Annotated in this window: 16 protein-coding genes; all 16 read right to left on the bottom strand. The window is 73.1% G+C overall.

Going from position 1 to position 16,646, the window contains the following annotated elements; all coding sequences use genetic code 11:
- Positions 1-16 precede the first annotated feature (16 nt).
- The 16 genes from AC2XR2_RS24710 to AC2XR2_RS24635 all read right to left on the bottom strand — a co-directional run bounded on the left by AC2XR2_RS24710 (position 17) and on the right by AC2XR2_RS24635 (position 16,641).
- Complete coding sequence (locus AC2XR2_RS24710) at positions 17-235, bottom strand: MbtH family protein (RefSeq protein WP_381300556.1); 219 nt, start codon at positions 233-235, stop codon at positions 17-19.
- 100 nt (positions 236-335) lie between these two features.
- Complete coding sequence (sbnB, locus tag AC2XR2_RS24705; RefSeq protein ID WP_381300557.1) at positions 336-1,343, bottom strand: 2,3-diaminopropionate biosynthesis protein SbnB; 1,008 nt, start codon at positions 1,341-1,343, stop codon at positions 336-338.
- A 6-nt stretch (positions 1,344-1,349) separates the two neighbouring features.
- Positions 1,350-2,333 (bottom strand): 2,3-diaminopropionate biosynthesis protein SbnA, encoded by a 984-nt coding sequence (gene sbnA / locus AC2XR2_RS24700; protein ID WP_381300559.1) that lies wholly within the window; start codon positions 2,331-2,333, stop codon positions 1,350-1,352.
- A gap of 164 nt (positions 2,334-2,497) precedes the next feature.
- A complete protein-coding gene (locus AC2XR2_RS24695; protein WP_491516331.1) occupies positions 2,498-4,810 on the bottom strand; it encodes an MMPL family transporter in 2,313 nt (770 codons plus the stop codon).
- 100 nt (positions 4,811-4,910) lie between these two features.
- Positions 4,911-6,251: a condensation domain-containing protein gene (locus tag AC2XR2_RS24690; RefSeq protein WP_491516330.1), complete on the bottom strand. Its 1,341-nt coding sequence runs from the start codon at positions 6,249-6,251 to the stop codon at positions 4,911-4,913.
- Entirely contained in the window at positions 6,248-6,532 is a 285-nt protein-coding gene (locus AC2XR2_RS24685; RefSeq protein WP_330265412.1) for an acyl carrier protein, read from the bottom strand. Before AC2XR2_RS24685 ends, AC2XR2_RS24690 begins: the two co-directional genes overlap by 4 nt.
- A gap of 29 nt (positions 6,533-6,561) precedes the next feature.
- Positions 6,562-8,292: an acyl-CoA dehydrogenase family protein gene (locus AC2XR2_RS24680; RefSeq protein ID WP_491516329.1), complete on the bottom strand. Its 1,731-nt coding sequence runs from the start codon at positions 8,290-8,292 to the stop codon at positions 6,562-6,564.
- Positions 8,289-10,061: an acyl-CoA dehydrogenase family protein gene (locus AC2XR2_RS24675; RefSeq protein WP_491516328.1), complete on the bottom strand. Its 1,773-nt coding sequence runs from the start codon at positions 10,059-10,061 to the stop codon at positions 8,289-8,291. The genes AC2XR2_RS24680 and AC2XR2_RS24675 overlap by 4 nt, the downstream gene beginning before the upstream one ends.
- Positions 10,058-11,725, bottom strand: a complete 1,668-nt coding sequence (locus AC2XR2_RS24670) for a fatty acyl-AMP ligase (protein WP_491516327.1) — start codon at positions 11,723-11,725, stop codon at positions 10,058-10,060. Before AC2XR2_RS24670 ends, AC2XR2_RS24675 begins: the two co-directional genes overlap by 4 nt.
- A 55-nt stretch (positions 11,726-11,780) precedes the next feature.
- Entirely contained in the window at positions 11,781-12,197 is a 417-nt protein-coding gene (locus tag AC2XR2_RS24665) for an ApeI family dehydratase (protein ID WP_491516326.1), read from the bottom strand.
- A 419-nt stretch (positions 12,198-12,616) separates the two neighbouring features.
- The gene (locus AC2XR2_RS24660; RefSeq protein WP_491516325.1) at positions 12,617-13,405 is read right to left on the bottom strand and encodes a 2-hydroxychromene-2-carboxylate isomerase; all 789 of its coding nucleotides are present in this window, start codon (positions 13,403-13,405) and stop codon (positions 12,617-12,619) included.
- Positions 13,402-14,199 (bottom strand): 3-oxoacyl-[acyl-carrier-protein] reductase, encoded by a 798-nt coding sequence (gene fabG / locus AC2XR2_RS24655; RefSeq protein WP_491516324.1) that lies wholly within the window; start codon positions 14,197-14,199, stop codon positions 13,402-13,404. Before fabG ends, AC2XR2_RS24660 begins: the two co-directional genes overlap by 4 nt.
- Positions 14,200-14,214: 15 nt before the next feature.
- Complete coding sequence (locus tag AC2XR2_RS24650) at positions 14,215-14,760, bottom strand: 3-hydroxyacyl-ACP dehydratase FabZ family protein (RefSeq protein WP_491516323.1); 546 nt, start codon at positions 14,758-14,760, stop codon at positions 14,215-14,217.
- Positions 14,757-15,185, bottom strand: coding sequence for a 3-hydroxyacyl-ACP dehydratase FabZ family protein (locus tag AC2XR2_RS24645; protein ID WP_381299134.1), 429 nt, complete (start codon positions 15,183-15,185; stop codon positions 14,757-14,759). Before AC2XR2_RS24645 ends, AC2XR2_RS24650 begins: the two co-directional genes overlap by 4 nt.
- On the bottom strand, positions 15,182-15,475 hold the full coding sequence (locus AC2XR2_RS24640; protein WP_330265421.1) for an acyl carrier protein: 294 nt from the start codon (positions 15,473-15,475) through the stop codon (positions 15,182-15,184). The genes AC2XR2_RS24645 and AC2XR2_RS24640 overlap by 4 nt, the downstream gene beginning before the upstream one ends.
- Positions 15,476-15,591: 116 nt before the next feature.
- Positions 15,592-16,641, bottom strand: a complete 1,050-nt coding sequence (locus AC2XR2_RS24635; protein ID WP_381299133.1) for a beta-ketoacyl synthase N-terminal-like domain-containing protein — start codon at positions 16,639-16,641, stop codon at positions 15,592-15,594.
- Positions 16,642-16,646: the final 5 nt, after the last annotated feature.

Here is a 16,646-nt window from a genome sequence, read left to right as displayed (position 1 = left end):
GGGGGGCGGGTGGCGGTCAGGCCGCGTCGGCGGCCTCCATGCGCTCGCGCAGGCTGCGCGGGCGCATGTCCGTCCAGACCTCGGCGATCCGGGCGAGGCACTCCTCGCGCGTGCCCTCGGTGCCCTCGGCGCTCCAGCCGGCGGGCAGGTCGCGCTCGGCCCACCAGATCGAGTACTGGTCCTCGTCGTTGCGGACGACGCGGTAGGTGCGGTCGTCGGTCAGCTCGGTCGCCATGTCTGCTCCTTGGAAGGGTGGTCGGGCGGACGCCCGTGGCGGTTGGTGGGGCTGGGGTGGTGCGGGCGGTGCGGGACGCGCACGGGATGGGTGCGCGTGCTCAGGCGGCGGGCGGGGGCAGGAAGCCGTCGACGCGGACCCCGAGGCCCTTGGCGGCCGCCGCGTCGTGCACGGAGGCGGCGAGGGCCAGGTCGAGCACCCCGAGCCCGAACGGCGAGAAGACCGTCGTCCGGCCCGGGACGCGCACGAACTCGCGTTCACCGGTGAGCAGTTGGCCGATCGACGCGTCGATGAAGTCGCGGTTGCCGGTGAGCTGCTCCGCCAGGTGCGGCGAGGTGCGCTCGCGGCACACGTGGTCGGCGTCGTCGACGATGTTGTGGGCGCCGAGCAGCGCCTCTGGGTGCAGGTCGCGCAGCGAGACGTGCAGCACCAGGGAGCCCGGCCGCACCGCGTCGAGGCCGGTGTGCGGCACACCCGCCGTGGTCGCGAAGGAGATCAGCGGGTGCGCGCCGAGGGCCTCGTCGAGCGAGTCGGCGTACGCGATCCGCAGCCCGGGCGCGTCCACGGCGAGCCGGCCGGCGAACTCCTCGGCGCGGGGTCGCGCCCGGTCGTACAGCGTGACCTCGGTCAACTCCGGCAGCACCGCCCGCAGATGGCGCAGGATCTCGTGGTTGATGACTCCGCAGCCGATCAGCGCGACACCCGTCGGGCGTCCGTCGCGGGTCAGCAGCTCGGCGGCGAGCGCGGCACTGGCCGCGGTGCGCCGGGCGGAGATCACCGAGGCCTCGACCAGCGCCTCGGGATGGCCCGTGGCCAGCGAGTTGAGCAGGATCGCGGCGCTGGCGCGCTGGAGTCCCGACTCGATGTTCGCCGGGAACGACGAGATCCACTTCATGCCGGCCACCGGGCGGTCGCCGCCCCGGTAGGCCGGCAGGCCGATGATGCGGTCACGGTCGTGGCCGGGCCCGGGGAAGCGCAGGAAGACGGAGTGCGGGACCGCGGTCTGTCCCAGGGCATGCAGCCGGTAGGCCTCGGTGACGGTGCGGATGTTGTCCGCCTCGCGGCCGTCGAGAATGCTCTCGACATCGGCATGCCGGATGACGATCACGGGAATTCAGTCCTTCCAGAGATGGGAGACCTCACCGAAATTCCGGCGCACCCATTCGTCGCAGTAGATGGTGTCGAGGTAGCGGTCGCCGCCGTCCGGGAAAATGAGCACGCAGTTCGACCCGTCCGGAATGCGGTCCGCGTATTTCCGCAGGGCCGCGACCGTCGCCCCGGACGAGCCGCCGGCCAGGATCGCCTCGCGGGCGACGAGCCGGCGGCAGGCGGCGACGCATTCGAGGTCGGAGATGTGGACGACGTCGTCGGCGGCCTGGGGGTCCATCAGCGGCGGTACCACGGAGGCGCCGTGCCCGGGGATGAGCCGTGCCGTCGATTCGAGTCCGAAGATCGCGCTGCCCAGGGCGTCGACGGCGACGACCGTGGTGTCGAGGCCTTCGTCGTGGATGTGGTCGGCGCAGCCCTTGAGGGTGCCGAAGGTCGAGACCGAGGCGAAGAGGTAGTCGACCCGGCCGTCCAGGGCACGGGCTATCTCCCGCATGGTGACCTCGTGCGCGCGCGGGTTGAGGGGGTTGGCGTACTGGTTGGGCCAGAACGCGTTGGCGGTGCTCGCGACCAGTTCGCGCACCCTGCGCAGCCGGGCCGGCAGGTACTCGCCGGTGGCCGTGTCGCGCTCGGTGATGACCTCGACCTCGGCGCCGAAGGCGTTGAGGACGGCGAGGTTCTGGCCGGTGGTCTTGCCGTCGACCACGCAGATGAAGCGGAGTCCGAAGTAGCGGCAGACCTGCGCGAGTCCGACAGCGAGATTGCCGGAACTGGACTCGACGACCACGGACTCGCCCGGCCTGAGTTCGCCGCTGCGCACTGCGTCGACGAGCATCCTCAGCGCCGACCGGTCCTTGATGCTGCCGCCCGGGTTGAATCGCTCGACCTTGGCGTAGACCTTGGACCCGAAGCCGGGCAGCAGGTTTTCCATGTGGACCAGCGGGGTGTTCCCGATGGTCGACAGAATTCCTGAGTACGGTTTCTCGGGCACGATTGTCCCTTCGTGGCAGGCACTGTCGGAGTTCCTTCGACCTGACCTTCGAATTCTGTGCGGGACCCCTATACAGCCCCTATACGGCGCGGACCGGCCACGGGCACGCAAAAGGGAGCCGGGGCACGCCCGTCGCGGCGTGCCCCGGCTCCCTGTTCCTGCCGTCAGCGGGTGCGGGACCCCGGTCCCGCGGGCACCTGCTCGGGCTGCGTCAGGTCCGGCGCGGTGACCGCGTCCGGGGCCACGGGCACGGGAGCGGGCTCGTCGTCGCTGCCCTCCAGGCTGACGCCCGGCAGCCAGCGCAGGGCGCGCGGCATCGCCCAGGTGGCGTCGCCGAACATGCTGAGCGCGGCCGGCAGCAGCACTCCGCGCACGATCGTGGCGTCGATGAGCACGGCCGTCGCGAGTCCGACGCCCACCATCTTGAAGTCGATGGCGGAGAGCGTGGCGAAGACCGAGAACACCGCGACCATCACGGCGGCGGCGCTGGTGACGACGCCCGCGCTCTTGGTGATGCCCTCCACCACGGCCTGCTTGGTGGACAGGCCCCGGCCCCGGTACTCGCGCACCCGGCTGAGGATGAACACGTGGTAGTCCATGCTCAGCCCGAAGAGGGTGACGAACATGAACAGCGGCAGCCAGCTGACCACCGCGCCGTACGAGCGGAAGTCGAGCAGCGAGGACAGGTGCCCGTCCTGGAAGACCAGGGTCAGGACGCCGTAGGACGCGCCGATCGACAGCAGGTTGAGGACGATCGACACGATCGGGATCACCAGCGACCGGAAGGCGGCCGCGAGCAGCACGAACGCGAGCAGGATCACGAAGCCGAAGACCCAGGGGGCGCTGCTGTCCAGCGCCGAGTTGAAGTCCTCCTGCTTGGCCGTGTCGCCGGCGACCGCGTACTCCAGGCCGTCGACCTCGCCGAGGGAGGCGGGCAGTGCCTTGTCGCGCAGTTCCTTCAGGGCGGCCACGGACTCGGCGTTCTTGCCGTCACCGGCCAGCGGCACCCGCACCACCATGAGCTTGCCGCCGGGGATCAGGCTGGCCTCGACGGGCTCCTTCAGCTTGCCGCCGCTGTCGGCGACCTGCTCCTTGAGCGTGCCGATCGCGGACTTGACCGCCGCCCCGTCCAGGTCCGTGCCGCGCACCACGACCTCGGCGGGCTGCGTGTCCACCGGGAACGCCTTCTCCACCCGCTCGAGGGCCTGCAACGCCGGTACGTCGGTGGGCAGTCGGTGCTTGAGGTCCGGGTCGGACAGCTTCAGGCCGAGCGCGGGTACGGCGAGCAGGGCCAGGGCCAGCGCGCCGACGGCGGCCCAGACGACGGGGGCCTTGACGACCTGGCGCACGACGGCGCCCCACACCCGGGAGTCCTTGACCACGGTGCGGCGGGCGCCGAGCCACGGCACCTTCCAGCGGTCGACGCGCTCGCCGAGCCAGGACAGCAGGGCGGGCAGCGCGGTGATCGCGCCGAGCATGGCGATGCCGACGACCGCGATGGTGCCGACGGTCATGCCGGTGAAGGTCTCGATGCCGGTGAAGAAGAGACCGGCGAGCGCGACCATGACGGTGAGGCCGGAGACCACGACCGCCTTGCCGGAGGTGCGGCCCGCGATGATGAGGGCGGTGTCGTTGTCGTGTCCGGCGGCCCGCTCCTCGCGGGCCCGGCGCAGGTAGAACAGCGAGTAGTCGACGCCCACGGCCATGCCGATCAGGAGCACCACCGAGGGGGTGGAGTCGCCGATCGCGATCCACTTGCCGAAGAACGTCAGGAAGCCCATGGCGGCCACGACGGAGACCAGCGAGATCAGGACCGGCAGGCCGGCCGAGACGAGCGAGCCGAAGACGACGGCCAGGATCACCACGGTGAGCGGGATGGACAGCAGCTCGGCGCGGAGGAAGTCGTCGTCCTGGATCTTGTCGATCGCCTGGCTGACGCTGACCTTGCCGGTCTGCGTGATGCCCACGGCCGGGTGCTCCTTCGCCTGTTCGGCGACGGCCTTCTCCATCGGCTCCATCGAGTAGCCGGTCACGGAGAACCGGACGAGCAGCGAACGCCCGTCCTCGGAGACCAGCTTCTCGGCCGCCTCTGCGCTGTCGGTCGGCGCGACGACGTCCGAGGCCCAGTTGGCGCCGGTCTCGTCCTTGCCGAGTCCGCGCAGCGCCTGCGCGACGTCCTTGGCGGCCTGCTGCATCCGGGGGTTGTCGGCGTAGGCGGGGTCGCCCGCCCTGGCCTCGATGAGCACGTTCTCCTGCGGCGGTGAGAACACGGCCGCGTCGTCCAGCATCTTCTGGGCACGGCCCGTCTCACCCGGCGCGTGCTCGTCGAGGCTGGTGGAACCCAGGCCCGCACCGATCGCGATGATGAGGACAACCAGACCCAGCCAGCCGAAGGCTGCCCGTTTCCGATTTCGGACACTCCAGTGGGTGACCCGTTCGACCAACGGCCGTCGGCCGGCCCCGGTTGCCTGATTCATGTTGATGACCTCGTCAGTAGGGGTGGTGGGCTCACGTTGGCAGCGCCTTCTCATAAGCGGCCTATATTCCGAGGCCACAGGGGGTGGGGGGGTGCCGCGCTCACCAGTCGTCGTACTGGGCGTCACCCAGGCTCAGCAGTTCCGCGAGCTGGTCGCCCGTGGTCAGTGGAATGCGCGGGACGACCGCCGTGGGCTCGTCCACCGCGGCCTCGATCATGCGGGTGTAGACCGCGGCGAACCGCTCGACGGTCTCTGGGTCGAACAGTTCGTCGGCGTAGCGCAGGACGACCGTCAACCCGTCCGCGCCGCTGCGCAGTTCGACGTTGAAGTCGAACTGGCCCTCCATGTGCGGAAGGTCGAGGAGCGACAGCCGCAGTCCCCCGTACGTGGCCGGTTCCGCCGCGCCGACCAGTCCGGGGACCGGCAGCCGGTCGGTCGCGAGGAGTGTCACGGCCATGGCGAACCGGGGGACGGGGACGGGGTGCCGCAGGCGGGCGAGGCCGGCGAGCAGGCCCAGGTGGGCCTCGCTCACGGTGTCGCCGATGGTGGTGTCCGCGGCGAACCGGGCCCGCAGCGCGAGGGAGTTGACGAGATAGCCGACCATGTCGGCGGTGCCCTTGCCGATCCTGCTGGAGGCGGGGCAGCCGATGAGGAAGTCGTCGAGCCCGGTGCAGCGGTGCACGGCGGCCTGGAAGGCACCGAGCAGCAGCGCGAAGGGCGTCACCCGGGCGTGCGCGGCCGCGTCGGGCAGCCGGGCGGCGAGAGCCGGGGCGAGCGGGTGGACGTAGGTCGTGCCGCGCAGTGCCGCGGGGCCGTCGGCGGGCCGGTCGGGGGTGAGGGTCGCGGCGGTGGTGCCCTGGCCGAGCCCGGCCCAGTACTGCTCGGCGCGGGCGCGGGCGGGGCTGCCGGCAAGCGCCCGTTCCTGGTCGACGTACCGGCTGTACGGGACGGTGACCGGGGGCAGCGGCGCGCCGTCGGCGGCGTACGCGTCGAGGAGGTCGCGCAGCATCAGCCACTGGCTGGTGGCGTCGCTCGCGATGTGGTGGGCGGCCACCACGAGGGCCGCGTCCGCGGGCCCGCGGCGCAGCAGCACCACCCGGAACGGCCAGGCGCCGGACAGCGCGAAGGGCCGGGCGCCGGCCTCGCGGGCCAGCGCGGTCAGCTCCTCGTCGGTGCCGCCGGGCACCTCGCGCACCTCGAACGGCACGGGCAGGCCGGGCGCGGGCCGGCGTACCGGCTGCCCGTCCTCCTCCTCGTACACCGAGCTCAGCAGTTCATGGCGGCCGGCGAGGGCGGCCACGGCACGGCGCAGGGTCTCCGGGTCGAGCGGGCTGTGCACGCGCACCCCGAGGACCACGTTGTACGCGGCGCTGCCGGGAGCGAGCCGGTGCAGAAACCACATGGCCTTCTGGCCCTCGGAGAGCGGGAGTGCGGTGGTCACCGCCTGGCCAGCTCTTCCGTGAGGTGGGCGGTGATCGCGTCGACGGTCGGGTGGTCCCAGGCCATGGTCGGTTCGACGAGGAGCCCGAAGTGGTCCTCGACGTCACCGCACAGGGTGAGCGCGTAGACCGAGTCGAGGCCGATGTCGACCAGCGGCGCGCCCTCGTCGATCTCCTCGCGGGGGCACTCCAGGTAGAAGGCGATCCGCTCGACGAGCCAGCCGCGGATGTCGGCGGCGGGGTGGGTGTCGGGTGCGGTGGGCCCGGTGGACGCGATGGACATGGCTGAACTCCCGTGGGACGGCGGCCCGCTCAGGCGAGCGGGGCGCGGACGAGGTCGAAGGTGAGGTGCTCTGCGTGCCGGTGGAGCAGCTCCGAGTGGAGCTCCTCGGCCGCGTCCCGGGGCGGCGGCCCCGGCTTCAGGCCGAGACGGTCGGCGAGCCGGTGCAGGGCGCAGATCACCCAGGCCGGATCGCGGTGCGGGCCGGTGCCATGCCGCCACACGCCGAGGCACGCGGCGGCGGCGAGCACGTGCGCGTACCGGTCGGCGAGCAGGAACCCGCGGCGCGAGGCGAGCACCGTGCGGTCCCGGGGCCGCAGTTCGGCGGCGCGGCGCGCGATGCCCCGCAGTTCGCCGGCGAACAGACGGGCCAGGGCGTCGACCCGGGGGTCGTCGTACTCGGCGTCGGTGACGGCGCTGCTGAGGGTGTCCTGGCCGCGCGAGTTGAGTTCCAGCCGTGCGAGGTCCAGGGGCGGCAGCGGGTCGCCGGGGCGGAACAGCGCGGCGGGGGCCGCGGCACCGGCCCGGAACCAGCCGCAGTCCGCGAGCCGCGACAGCTGCGGCACGATCGTGGCCTGGCAGACGGCGCCGCCCGCGTGCGCGAGGGACACCACGGGCAGGTCGCGGGCGGCCTTCTGGAAGACGGCGTACGGGCCGGTGCGCACGTGGCTGCGGGCACCGAGCAGCACCGCGAGCCGGTACGAGGACTCCTGGAGCAGCTTGGGCACCAGGTACTTCACGGCGGCGGACTGCACGCTGGTCTCGCCCGGCAGCAGGTGCAGCGAGCGGGCGCCGACCGTGGCCAGGGCGTCGCTCACCAGCAGGTCGGCGAAGGCACCCACCAACGTGGCGCGCGGGTACGGCAGTTCGGCGACGGGTCGGCCGTACAGGCGGCGCTCCAGCCCGAAGCCGAGGACGGCCCGCAACTGGGTGTCGCCGACGCCGACGACCATGCCGGGCAGCACGCTGCGGGTCACCTGGAAGACGCGCAGCACGGTCTCCATGGCGTCGCCGGGTGCGCCGAGCACGGAGTCGGCGGGCACCGGGCAGTCGTCGAACTCGATGCCGCCGAGCAGGCAGCCGCGGACGCCCGACGTCGGGTAGCGGACGTCACGGCGCACCGCCCCGGCGGGCAGCCGGTCGAGGTCGACCAGGAGGTGGGAGTGGCTGCGGCTGCCCGGTTCGTCGCTGGTGCGGGCGAACACCACGGCGGCCTCGGCCCGCGAGACGTTGTTGACGAGCTGCTTGCCGCCCCGCAGCCGCAGCCCCTCGGGTACGGGGGTGGCGGTGAGGCCGACGCGGGAGAAGTCGCTGCCGTGGGCGAGTTCGGTGTACGCGGCGACGATACGGCCGCCCGAGAGCAGCAGGTCGGCGGCCCGCCGCTGCTGTGCGGCGGAGCCCGACGCCCAGACGGGCAGCCCGGCGATGAAGCTGGTGACGCCGTAGCCGATGCCGAGGGAGCAGTCGCGCCGGAAGACGGTGCGCATGAGGTGCGCGAGCCCGTCGGCCTGCGTGAAGCGGCCGCCCAGGGCGCGCGGCACGAACTCGGCGTTGAGGCCGTGTCCGGTGAGCAGCCGCTCGCCCTCGGCGGACAGTTCGGCGCGCTCGTCCGCGGCGAGCACCGCGGCGGTGCCCAGCGGGTTCTCGGGGTCACCGGCCGGTCCGACGAGGCGTTCGAGGGCGGCGGCGCGCACCCGGTGGTCCGGGTCGGCGGCGGTCGGCGCGGGCGTCCGCCCGGCCGCGTATGTGATCGTCTCGCTCATGACCCCTCCTGGGCCGGACGGCCCGCGGCCTCGGCCAGTTCGCAGTGCAGCAGCGAGAACAGCAGTCCTTCACGGTGCTGTCGGCGCAGCGTCGGCAGCAGTCGGTCCAGGGCCGGACCGTCCACGTCGTCGAGATCGGGTTCGCCGCTCAACTGCCGCAGCAGCCGGGTGAGTACGGCCTCCAGCCAGCCGCGGTCGGACCAGCGTCCGGCGGGGTTCTCCAGCCACAGGTGCAGGGCGGCCGAGGCCGCGTACAGCAGCGTGTACTCGCGGGCGAGCGCGAAGGCGCGTTCGGGCACGTCCCGGGCCGAGGGCCGGTGGGCGGCGAGTTCGTCGTGCAGTTCCCCGGCCAGCACGAGCAGCCGCCCGGCCTGCGCGGCGACGGCGCTGTCCGGTTCCCGCTCACGGATGCGCGCTACGGCGGCCGGCAGCGCCTGTACGACACTGCAACCGGACCGGGCGTACAGGGTCAGGGCGTCCGGGTCGAGCGCGGGGGGCGGTGCGTCGAGCCGGGCGGAGGCCGCGACGCCCGCCGGGTCGGTGTGGCCGCCGCGCCAGCCGCGCACGAGGACCGGGAACTGGTTGATGAGGTAGTTGAGGTTGACGACGGTGCTGCCGTCGAAGATGCCGACGATGCCGTGGTCGCGTTCGATCTTCTGGAACGTGCCCTCGGCGTGGTCGGCGACGAGCATGGCGCGCGCTCCGAGGACCTGTCTCAGACCGGCGATCAGCTGGTCGCCGACCGTCGGGACCAGGTACTTCACGATGGCCGACACGGCGCTCTGTTCCCCGGTGAGGGTGTGGATGCCGCGGGTCGCGACCAGGCTGACGGCCTCGACGGCGAGCAGGTCGGCGTAGGCCTCGGCGAGGGTGCGGCCGGCCTGCGGGAGATCCGCGAGCCGTCGCCCGTACAGCTCGTGCCGCTCGGCGAAGCCGACCGCGATGCCCAGGGCCTGTCCGGCCATGCCGAGCGTCATCGCGGAGCAGAGCGTGCGGGTGATCTGGAAGCCCTTGAGGATGATCTCAAGGCCCGCGCCCTCGGCGCCGATCAGCGCCGCGGCGGGGATCTCGGCGCCCGTGAAGGCGATGCCGCTGATGTCGGCACCACGCACCCCATGGGTGGGCAGGGCCGGTACCGGGCGCCAACTCCCCTCGTCCAGCCGCGACTTGTCGACGAGGAAGAGGCTGAAGCCGCGGGCGCCGCCGGCCGGGTCGGTGCGGGCGAGGACGGTCACCAGGTCGGCCCGGGTGGCGTTGTTGATCAGCCACTTCTCGCCGTCGAGCCGGTAGCCGCCCAAGTGGGTGCGTTCGGCGGTCAGTTCACCGGCCAGCAGGTCGCTGCCGTGCGCCTGCTCGGTGAGCGCGAGGGAGACCACCGCGCCGTCCCTGACCCGCCCGGCCAGCCAGGCCGCCTGCTCAGGGGTGCCGCCCACCCAGACCGAGACCGCGCCCAGATATGTTTTGGTGTGCGCGAGCGCGACGGTGAAGTCGCGGCGGCCCAGGGTGCGGATGATCTGCAACAGCTCCTCGCTGGAGCGCAGTTCACCGCCCAGGTGGGCGGGCACGAACCACTTCGGCAGGCCGAGCCCGTCGAGCTGCCGGCACACCTCGGCCGGGAAGGCCTCCGCCCGGTCCAGCGCGCCGAGCCGGGCGAAGGAGAACGCCAGGGCCGCGTCGTGCGGATCGCCGAGCCGGCCCTCCAGCTCCTCGGTGAGCCCGTAGGGGGACCACTCGGGTGCCGTGGTCGCTGTCGTGGCCGCGGTGGTCACCGGCTGTCCGCCTTCCGGGTCCGGGGCGCACCGGCGTGCGCCAGCGCGTCCTGGAGGTAGAGCTCCCGCATGAGGGTGCGCTGGATCTTGCCGCTGGTGGTGCGCCGCACCTCGCCGACCCGCACCAGGGCCACGGCGCCGACCCTGACCCCGAGACGCCGGCCCAGCCGGACCCGCGCGCTGGCCGCCAGATGCCCCAGTTCGTCCTCGCCCCGGCGGCCCGCCCGTACTTCCTGGGTGACGACGATCTCCTCGTGGGGGCCCTGCGGGACCGCGAAGGCGGCGGCCGGAAGATTCCCGAACTCCTCCTCCAGGGTGCCGATCTCCCGCTCGATGTCGTGCGGGTAGATGTTCCGTCCGTGCACGATGATCATTTCCTTGATCCGTCCGGTGACGTACAGCTCGCCGCCGAGGAGGGCGCCGAGGTCGCCGGTGCGCAGGAAGCCGCCGCCGAGCCCGGCCGCGGTGGCGCCGAAGGTGCGCCGGGTCTCCTCCTCGCGGCCCCAGTAGCCCTGCGCGACGCTCTCGCCGCGGATCCAGATCTCGCCGATCTCCCCGTCCGGGAGCACCCGGGCCGTCGCCGGGTCGACGATCCGCACCTCCAGGCCGCGCACGACGCCGCTGCTCACCAGCTGCTGTACGGCCGCGCCCGCGCCGGGCCCGGTGAGGTGTCCGGCGGCGAGTGCGGCGGCGTCCACAGCGGTGACCACCGGGGGTGTCTCCACCCGGGTGCCGGTCACGAACAGCGTCGACTCGGCCAGTCCGTAGCCGGGCAGCAGGGCCTCGGGGCGCAGCCCGGCCGGCGCGAAACGGGCGGCGAAGCGGGCCAGGGTCGCGGCGTCGACCGGTTCGGCGCCGTTGCAGGCGTGCGTCCAGCGGGACAGGTCGAGTCCGGCGACCTGCTCGTCGGTCAGCCGCCGCGCGCACAGGTCGTACGCGAAGTTCGGGGCACAGCTGATGGCGGCGCCGGTCCGGTCGATCAGCCGCAGCCAGGAGACGGGCCGCTTGAGGAAGTCGGTGGGCGGCATCAGGACCGCGGTGCCGCCGAGGTAGAGGGGCGTGAGCATCATCGCGATGAGCCCCATGTCGTGGTAGGCGGGCAGCCAGCTGCACCAGGTCTGCCCGCCGTGCCAGCCGTGACTGGTGCGCATCAGCTCGATGTTGTGGACCAGGGCCGCGTGGGAGACCACCACCCCCTTGGGCTCACTGGTCGAGCCGGAGGTGTACTGGATGAAGGCCGGCAGCCGCGGCAGTACGGCGGGCGGTGTCCAGCCCAGCACGTCGGTGGCCACGGCCTGTTCGAGCGTCGCGTCGTCGAGGATCAGGCTCGCGCCGCTGTCGGCCTCGATGCCGTGGATGCGCGCCTGCTGTCTGCTGTGCCCGCCCTGCGCCGGTACGGGGACCGGGATCACTCCCGCGTACAGGGACCCGAGGAAGGCCCGGATGAATCCGGTGCCGGGATGGAAGGCGAGCAGCACGCGTTGGCCGGGGGCGGTGCGGGCGGCGAGCCACTGGGCCACCGAGCGGGCGGCGTCGTCCAGTTGGGCGTAACTGAGCAGCTCGTCGCCGGCGGCGTCCGCGGAGACGAACCGGACGGCGGTCCGGTCCGGATGCTCCGCGACCCGGCGCCGGAATCCGCTCACGTATCCGTCGAAGCAGATCACGTGCCACTCCCTCTTTGTTCGAAGCCGGCTGGTGGGCCCACCCTCGCCGGTACGGCTATCCCGGCCCTATAAATGCGGGCCCGGCCGCGATCCGGTACCGCAGCCGCAGATCGGCCACGCGGCCACGGTTGGTGGTCACCTTGCCTTCGACCTGGAGGCCTTCCGGTGTCTCGGTGATCTCGGCAGCGGCGAACACCCGGTCGCCGGGGTGCACGGGGTGGCGGAAGCGGCACCGGTCCAGGGCGGCCAGACCGACCTCGCGGGTGGGCCCCGCCCACTCCTGGACGGCCCGGTCGACCGCCTCGACGAGGTAGAGGCCGGGCAGCACCGGAAGGCCCGGGTAGTGGCCGGCGACAGTGGGATCCGCGGCGGCCTCGGCGACGGTGAAGGCGACGGCGGCGGAGTGCGCGGTGCGCCGCATGACGTCGAAGTCGGCGGCGTTGGCGACGGCTGGTGCACCGGTGGCGGTCATGGCGTTCCGTCCTGTGGGAGTCCGGGTGGGAGGGGGGCGGGCGGGGGGCTTGGGGAGGCGGGGGGCGGGCGGGAGTCTTCGGGAGGAGGCCGGGCGGGCGGAGGTCTTCGGGAGACGGCCGCGCGGGCGGGAGTCTTCGGGAGGAGGCCGGGCGGGCGGAGGTCTTCGGGAGACGGCCGCGCGGGCGGGAGCCCTCGGAAAGCCGTCGGGCGGGCGGAGGTCTTCGGGAGACGGCCGCGCGGGCGCGGGCCCTCGGGAGACCACCGGCGGCCGACGGCCCCGACGCAGGAGGCCGCCGTACGGCAGGGGGGAGGTGCCGGACGGCGGCCTGGTGGCTGCGGGGTGGGTCCCCGGCAGGCCGGAAGGGGGGTACCGGCCGTGCGAGGGCCCGTGGCGCCGGGTGACCCCGGCGCCCGGTGTCAGCCGCAGCCGCCCGCATGGCCGTCGTCGAACGACGGGCCGTGCGGGAGCCTTGCGTTCTCGCGGGGGCGGTCGGCGTCCCCGACTTCCAGGGCCTCGCGGGAGCGGTCGGCGTCCCCGACTTCCAGGGCCTCGCGGAGGCGGTCGGTTTCCAGGGCCTCGCGGGCGGCAGCCGCCGCCACGAAGTCCCGCAGCCGGTCGACGCCCCAGAACTTGTCGTAGTGGACGGTGAAGAACGGCACCCCGAAGACCCCGTCGCGGTGCACCGCGAGCAGCGCCTCGAGCCCCTCCTGGCGCAGCCGGGGATCATCGGACGCGCCCGCCAACTCGGCGCTGTCCATGCCGAGTTCCGGTCCGAAGGAGCCGATGGTGGCCGGGTCGCAGATGTCCCGGCCCTCCTCCCAGCGGGCCCGCGCGGCGAGCGCGACGAACTCCGCGCCCTTGCCGTGCCGCCGGGCGGCGAGGTACCCGAGGTGCGGCACCTCCCAGACCGGGTCCCGGTCGACGGGCCACCGGAAGCTCAGTCCGCGCGCGGCGGCGAGACGCCGTACGTCCTGGAGGATGTAGCGGTGCTTGGCCGCCGACATCACGGCGTAGGGGAACTCCCCGCCCGCCTCCTCCAGCATCGTGCGGCTCAGCTCGTCCGGCTCGCAGAACGGGATCCATTCCGTGCGCGCGGCCAGGTCCGGGTGCTCGTCGACGAGTTCGCGGTAGGCGAGCCAGGAGTACGGGCTGCGCAGCGAGAAGTAGAACCGCGGCGTCACCCGCTTGCGCCTCCCGGTGCTCACAGCGCGATGCCGCCGTCCACCTGGAACACCTGTCCGGTGACGTAGGAGGCCTGGTCGGAGACGAGGAAGGAGACGAGCGCGGCGACGTCGTCCGCCGTGCCGAAGCGGCCCAGCGGGATCCGCCCGAGCATCTCCTTGGTGACCTTCTCCGGCAGGACCGACGTCATGTCGGTGTCGATGAAGCCCGGGGCGACCGTGTTGGCGCGGATGGCGTACCGGCCGCCTTCCTTGGCGAGGGAGCGGGTGAAGCCGATGATGCCGGCCTTGGAGGCCGCGTAGTTGGTCTGTGCGGCGTTGCCCGCGACCCCGGCGACGGACGACAGGGTGACCAGCGCGCCGCCGCGCCGTTTGATCATCGGGAAGATCACCGAACGGCAGATGTGGTACGTGCCGTCCAGGTTGGTCCGTATCACCGTGTCCCAGTCGTCGTCCGGCATCAGCACCAGCGGGTTGTCGCGGGTGATCCCGGCCGAGGTGACCGCGGCGGTGACCGGCCCGAACTCGTCCTCGACGCTCGTGACGAACGCCTTGACCTGCTCGCGGTCGGCGACGTCCACCTTGCGGGCGAACACCCTGCGGCCCTGCGCCGCGACCTCCTTCGCCACCAGGTCGGCGGCGGACTCGTCGGAGCGGTAGCAGAACGCGATGTCGTAGCCGTCGCTCGCGAGCCGGTTCACGACGGCGCGGCCGATCCCGCGCGAACCGCCGGTGACCAGAGCGACCTTCGCCGCACCGGTCCCGGCGGCCTCGGTGGCCTTGATGGCCTCGGTGGCCCGAGAAGTCTCAGCAGTCATGGTGATGCCCCCCTCTCACACGGGCATGCCCGCGGGCGCGGGCAGCAGTTCGGTGACGTCCTTCAGGGCGACGACGAACGCGCCGACGCTCAGCAGCCGGCGGCCGCCGACATGGGTCTCCCCGGCGAGGATCGCGGTGTCCCCGGCCTGCTTGAGCAGGCGTACGGAGTGTTCGAGGACCTCCCCCGGGTACGCCTGGCCGTCGAGGACCACGTCGTTGATGGCACCGGCCAGTTCGACCTTGCCGGCGAGCACGTCCGGGTTGGGCTGCTCCCAGGTGGACAGGAGCACGGCGGACTGCGCCCACGACTCGATGACGAAGGCGGTCGGATACGCGTAGTCCGCGGGCGCCGCGTGCTGCCCGAGCTCCGCATAGCACGGCTCGTTGCCGGAGATCGCCTTGTACGTCGTCATGCGCGCGCCGGGCACGACCTCGCCGACCCGGTCGACCAGCAGGATGGGGACGCGGTGCGGGATGGTGTTCTTGATCCGGTGGATCCCGTGGAACCCGCCGGTCCCGGCGGTCCCGGGACGTACCGCCTCGGGTGCGGACGCTGTCACTGGGCCTCTCCTTCAGGCGTCGGTGCCGTCGCCGCGAGGGTGCGGCGGTAGCGCAGTCTGATGTCGGCGACGGCTCCGGACACGGTGAGCGCGGACGCCTTGGCGGTCAGCAGCCCGCCCTCCTCGCTGACGTCGACCGTCACTGCGGTGGACACCCGGTCGCCGGGGAAGACCGGCCGGCGGAAGCGGCAGCGGTCCATGGCGACCAGTTCGAGGCCCGCGCCGAGACCGGCGCCGTCCGCCCACAGCCGGGCGGTGCGGTCGGCGGCCTCGACCAGGTACACGCCCGGCTGCACCGGGAAGCCCGGGTAGTGGCCGATGAGCACCGGGTCGTCCGGCTCGGCGACGAAGGCGGTGGTGGCGCCGGACGGCTCGTTGCGCAGCAGCTCCAGGCCGTCCGCGCCGAGCGCGCTGGCGCCGCTCACGCGGCCTTGCCCTTCTGCTTCAGCTTGCTGTCGAGCAGCTCGTAGGTGCCCTGGAGGGACGTGATGGCGACGAGTTCGGACTCGGCCATCTTCACCGCGTACTCCCGCTCCAGGCGCACGGTGATCTCCAGGGCCATCAGCGAGTCCACGTCGAGGTCGTCGACGAAGTGGGCCTCGTCGGTGACCTCCGCGGCGTCCAGGTCGAGGATCTCCGCGACCAGGACGCGCAGTTCCTCCTTGTCGAGGGTGTGGGTGGCGGTGGCGTCGCTGCTGACTGTGGTCTCGGTCATGGTCGTCTTCCGTTCGAGGATGCGTCGGGCTGGGGCGGCTGGTGCGGCGTACAGGGCCTGGGCGAGCAGGCGACGGGTGCGGTAGGCGCGGCGGCGGGCGGACGGCAGCACGGGGTTCAGACCCGCAGCAGCGTGCAGCCCACCTGGCCGTCCGGGTCGACGGAGGTGACCAGGGCCACCTCGCCGGGGCCGGTGACGCAGAGCGCGGCGGCCAGTTGGAAGGCGGCGGACGCGGCGGAGGCGTCGCCGATGAGCCGGCGCAGGCGCAGCCGACGGGGCCGGTGCGGGCCGAACACCTCGTTGAGGGCGGCCTCCTCGCGTCCGCCGAGGGCGCCGCCGGTGTCGCTCGGCAGGATCAGCGAGACGTCCTCGGGCTCCACGCCGGCCTCCTTGAGCGCCTCGGTGACGGCCCGTACGACGGCCTGCTGGGCGCCCTCCGGCTCCGGGAACCCGAGGAAGCGGCTGCCGAGCAGGGTGGCCAGCGGGCTGCGCCCGTACGACTCGGCACGGCTGCGCGGTTCGAGGAGGAACAGCGCGCAGCCCTCGCCGAGCGGTCCCGCCGAGCGCCGGGCCGCGTCCTGCCTGCCGCGGTACTCCAGCCAGGCGCGGTCGGCCGAGTACTCCTCGACGGCGCCGCACAGCACGGCCTCGCAGTGGCCCTGCCGCAGCAGTCGTGACGCGTAGTTGAGGGCCAGCAGTCCGGTCAGCGCGCCGCCGGCCACCGTGGCGTTGGGGCCGCGCAGCGTGTGCCAGATGGCGCTCTGTCCGGCCGCCCGGTTCATCACCGTGTTGGGGAAGCGGGCCGGGTCCACGTGGAAGGGCTTCTCCCCGGTGAGGGAGTCACGGGTGAAGTCCATGATGCTCTGCACGCTGCCGTGACCGGTGCCGAGCACCATGCCGATGTCGTCGGGCCGGTCCTCGGCGAGGCCGCCGCCGGCGGTCTCCAGGAGCATGCCCGTGGTGGCGACGGCGATGGCGGTGGCCCGGTCCATGGCCCGGGTGCCCTTGCGGCCGAGGACCGTGCGTACGTCGAACTCCGGTATCTCACCGGCGCGTCGGTACGGCCCCTGCCCGGACGCGGTCGTGGCGTCCCGGCCCGTGCGCACCCCGTCGGCGAACGCCTCGGCGCCGAGCCCGTAGGGCGACCCCGTGGACCATCCGGACACGACAA

This window comes from Streptomyces sp. LS-MS-L19, assembly GCF_058382285.1.
This window is presented reverse-complemented; position numbering and strand designations above follow the sequence as displayed.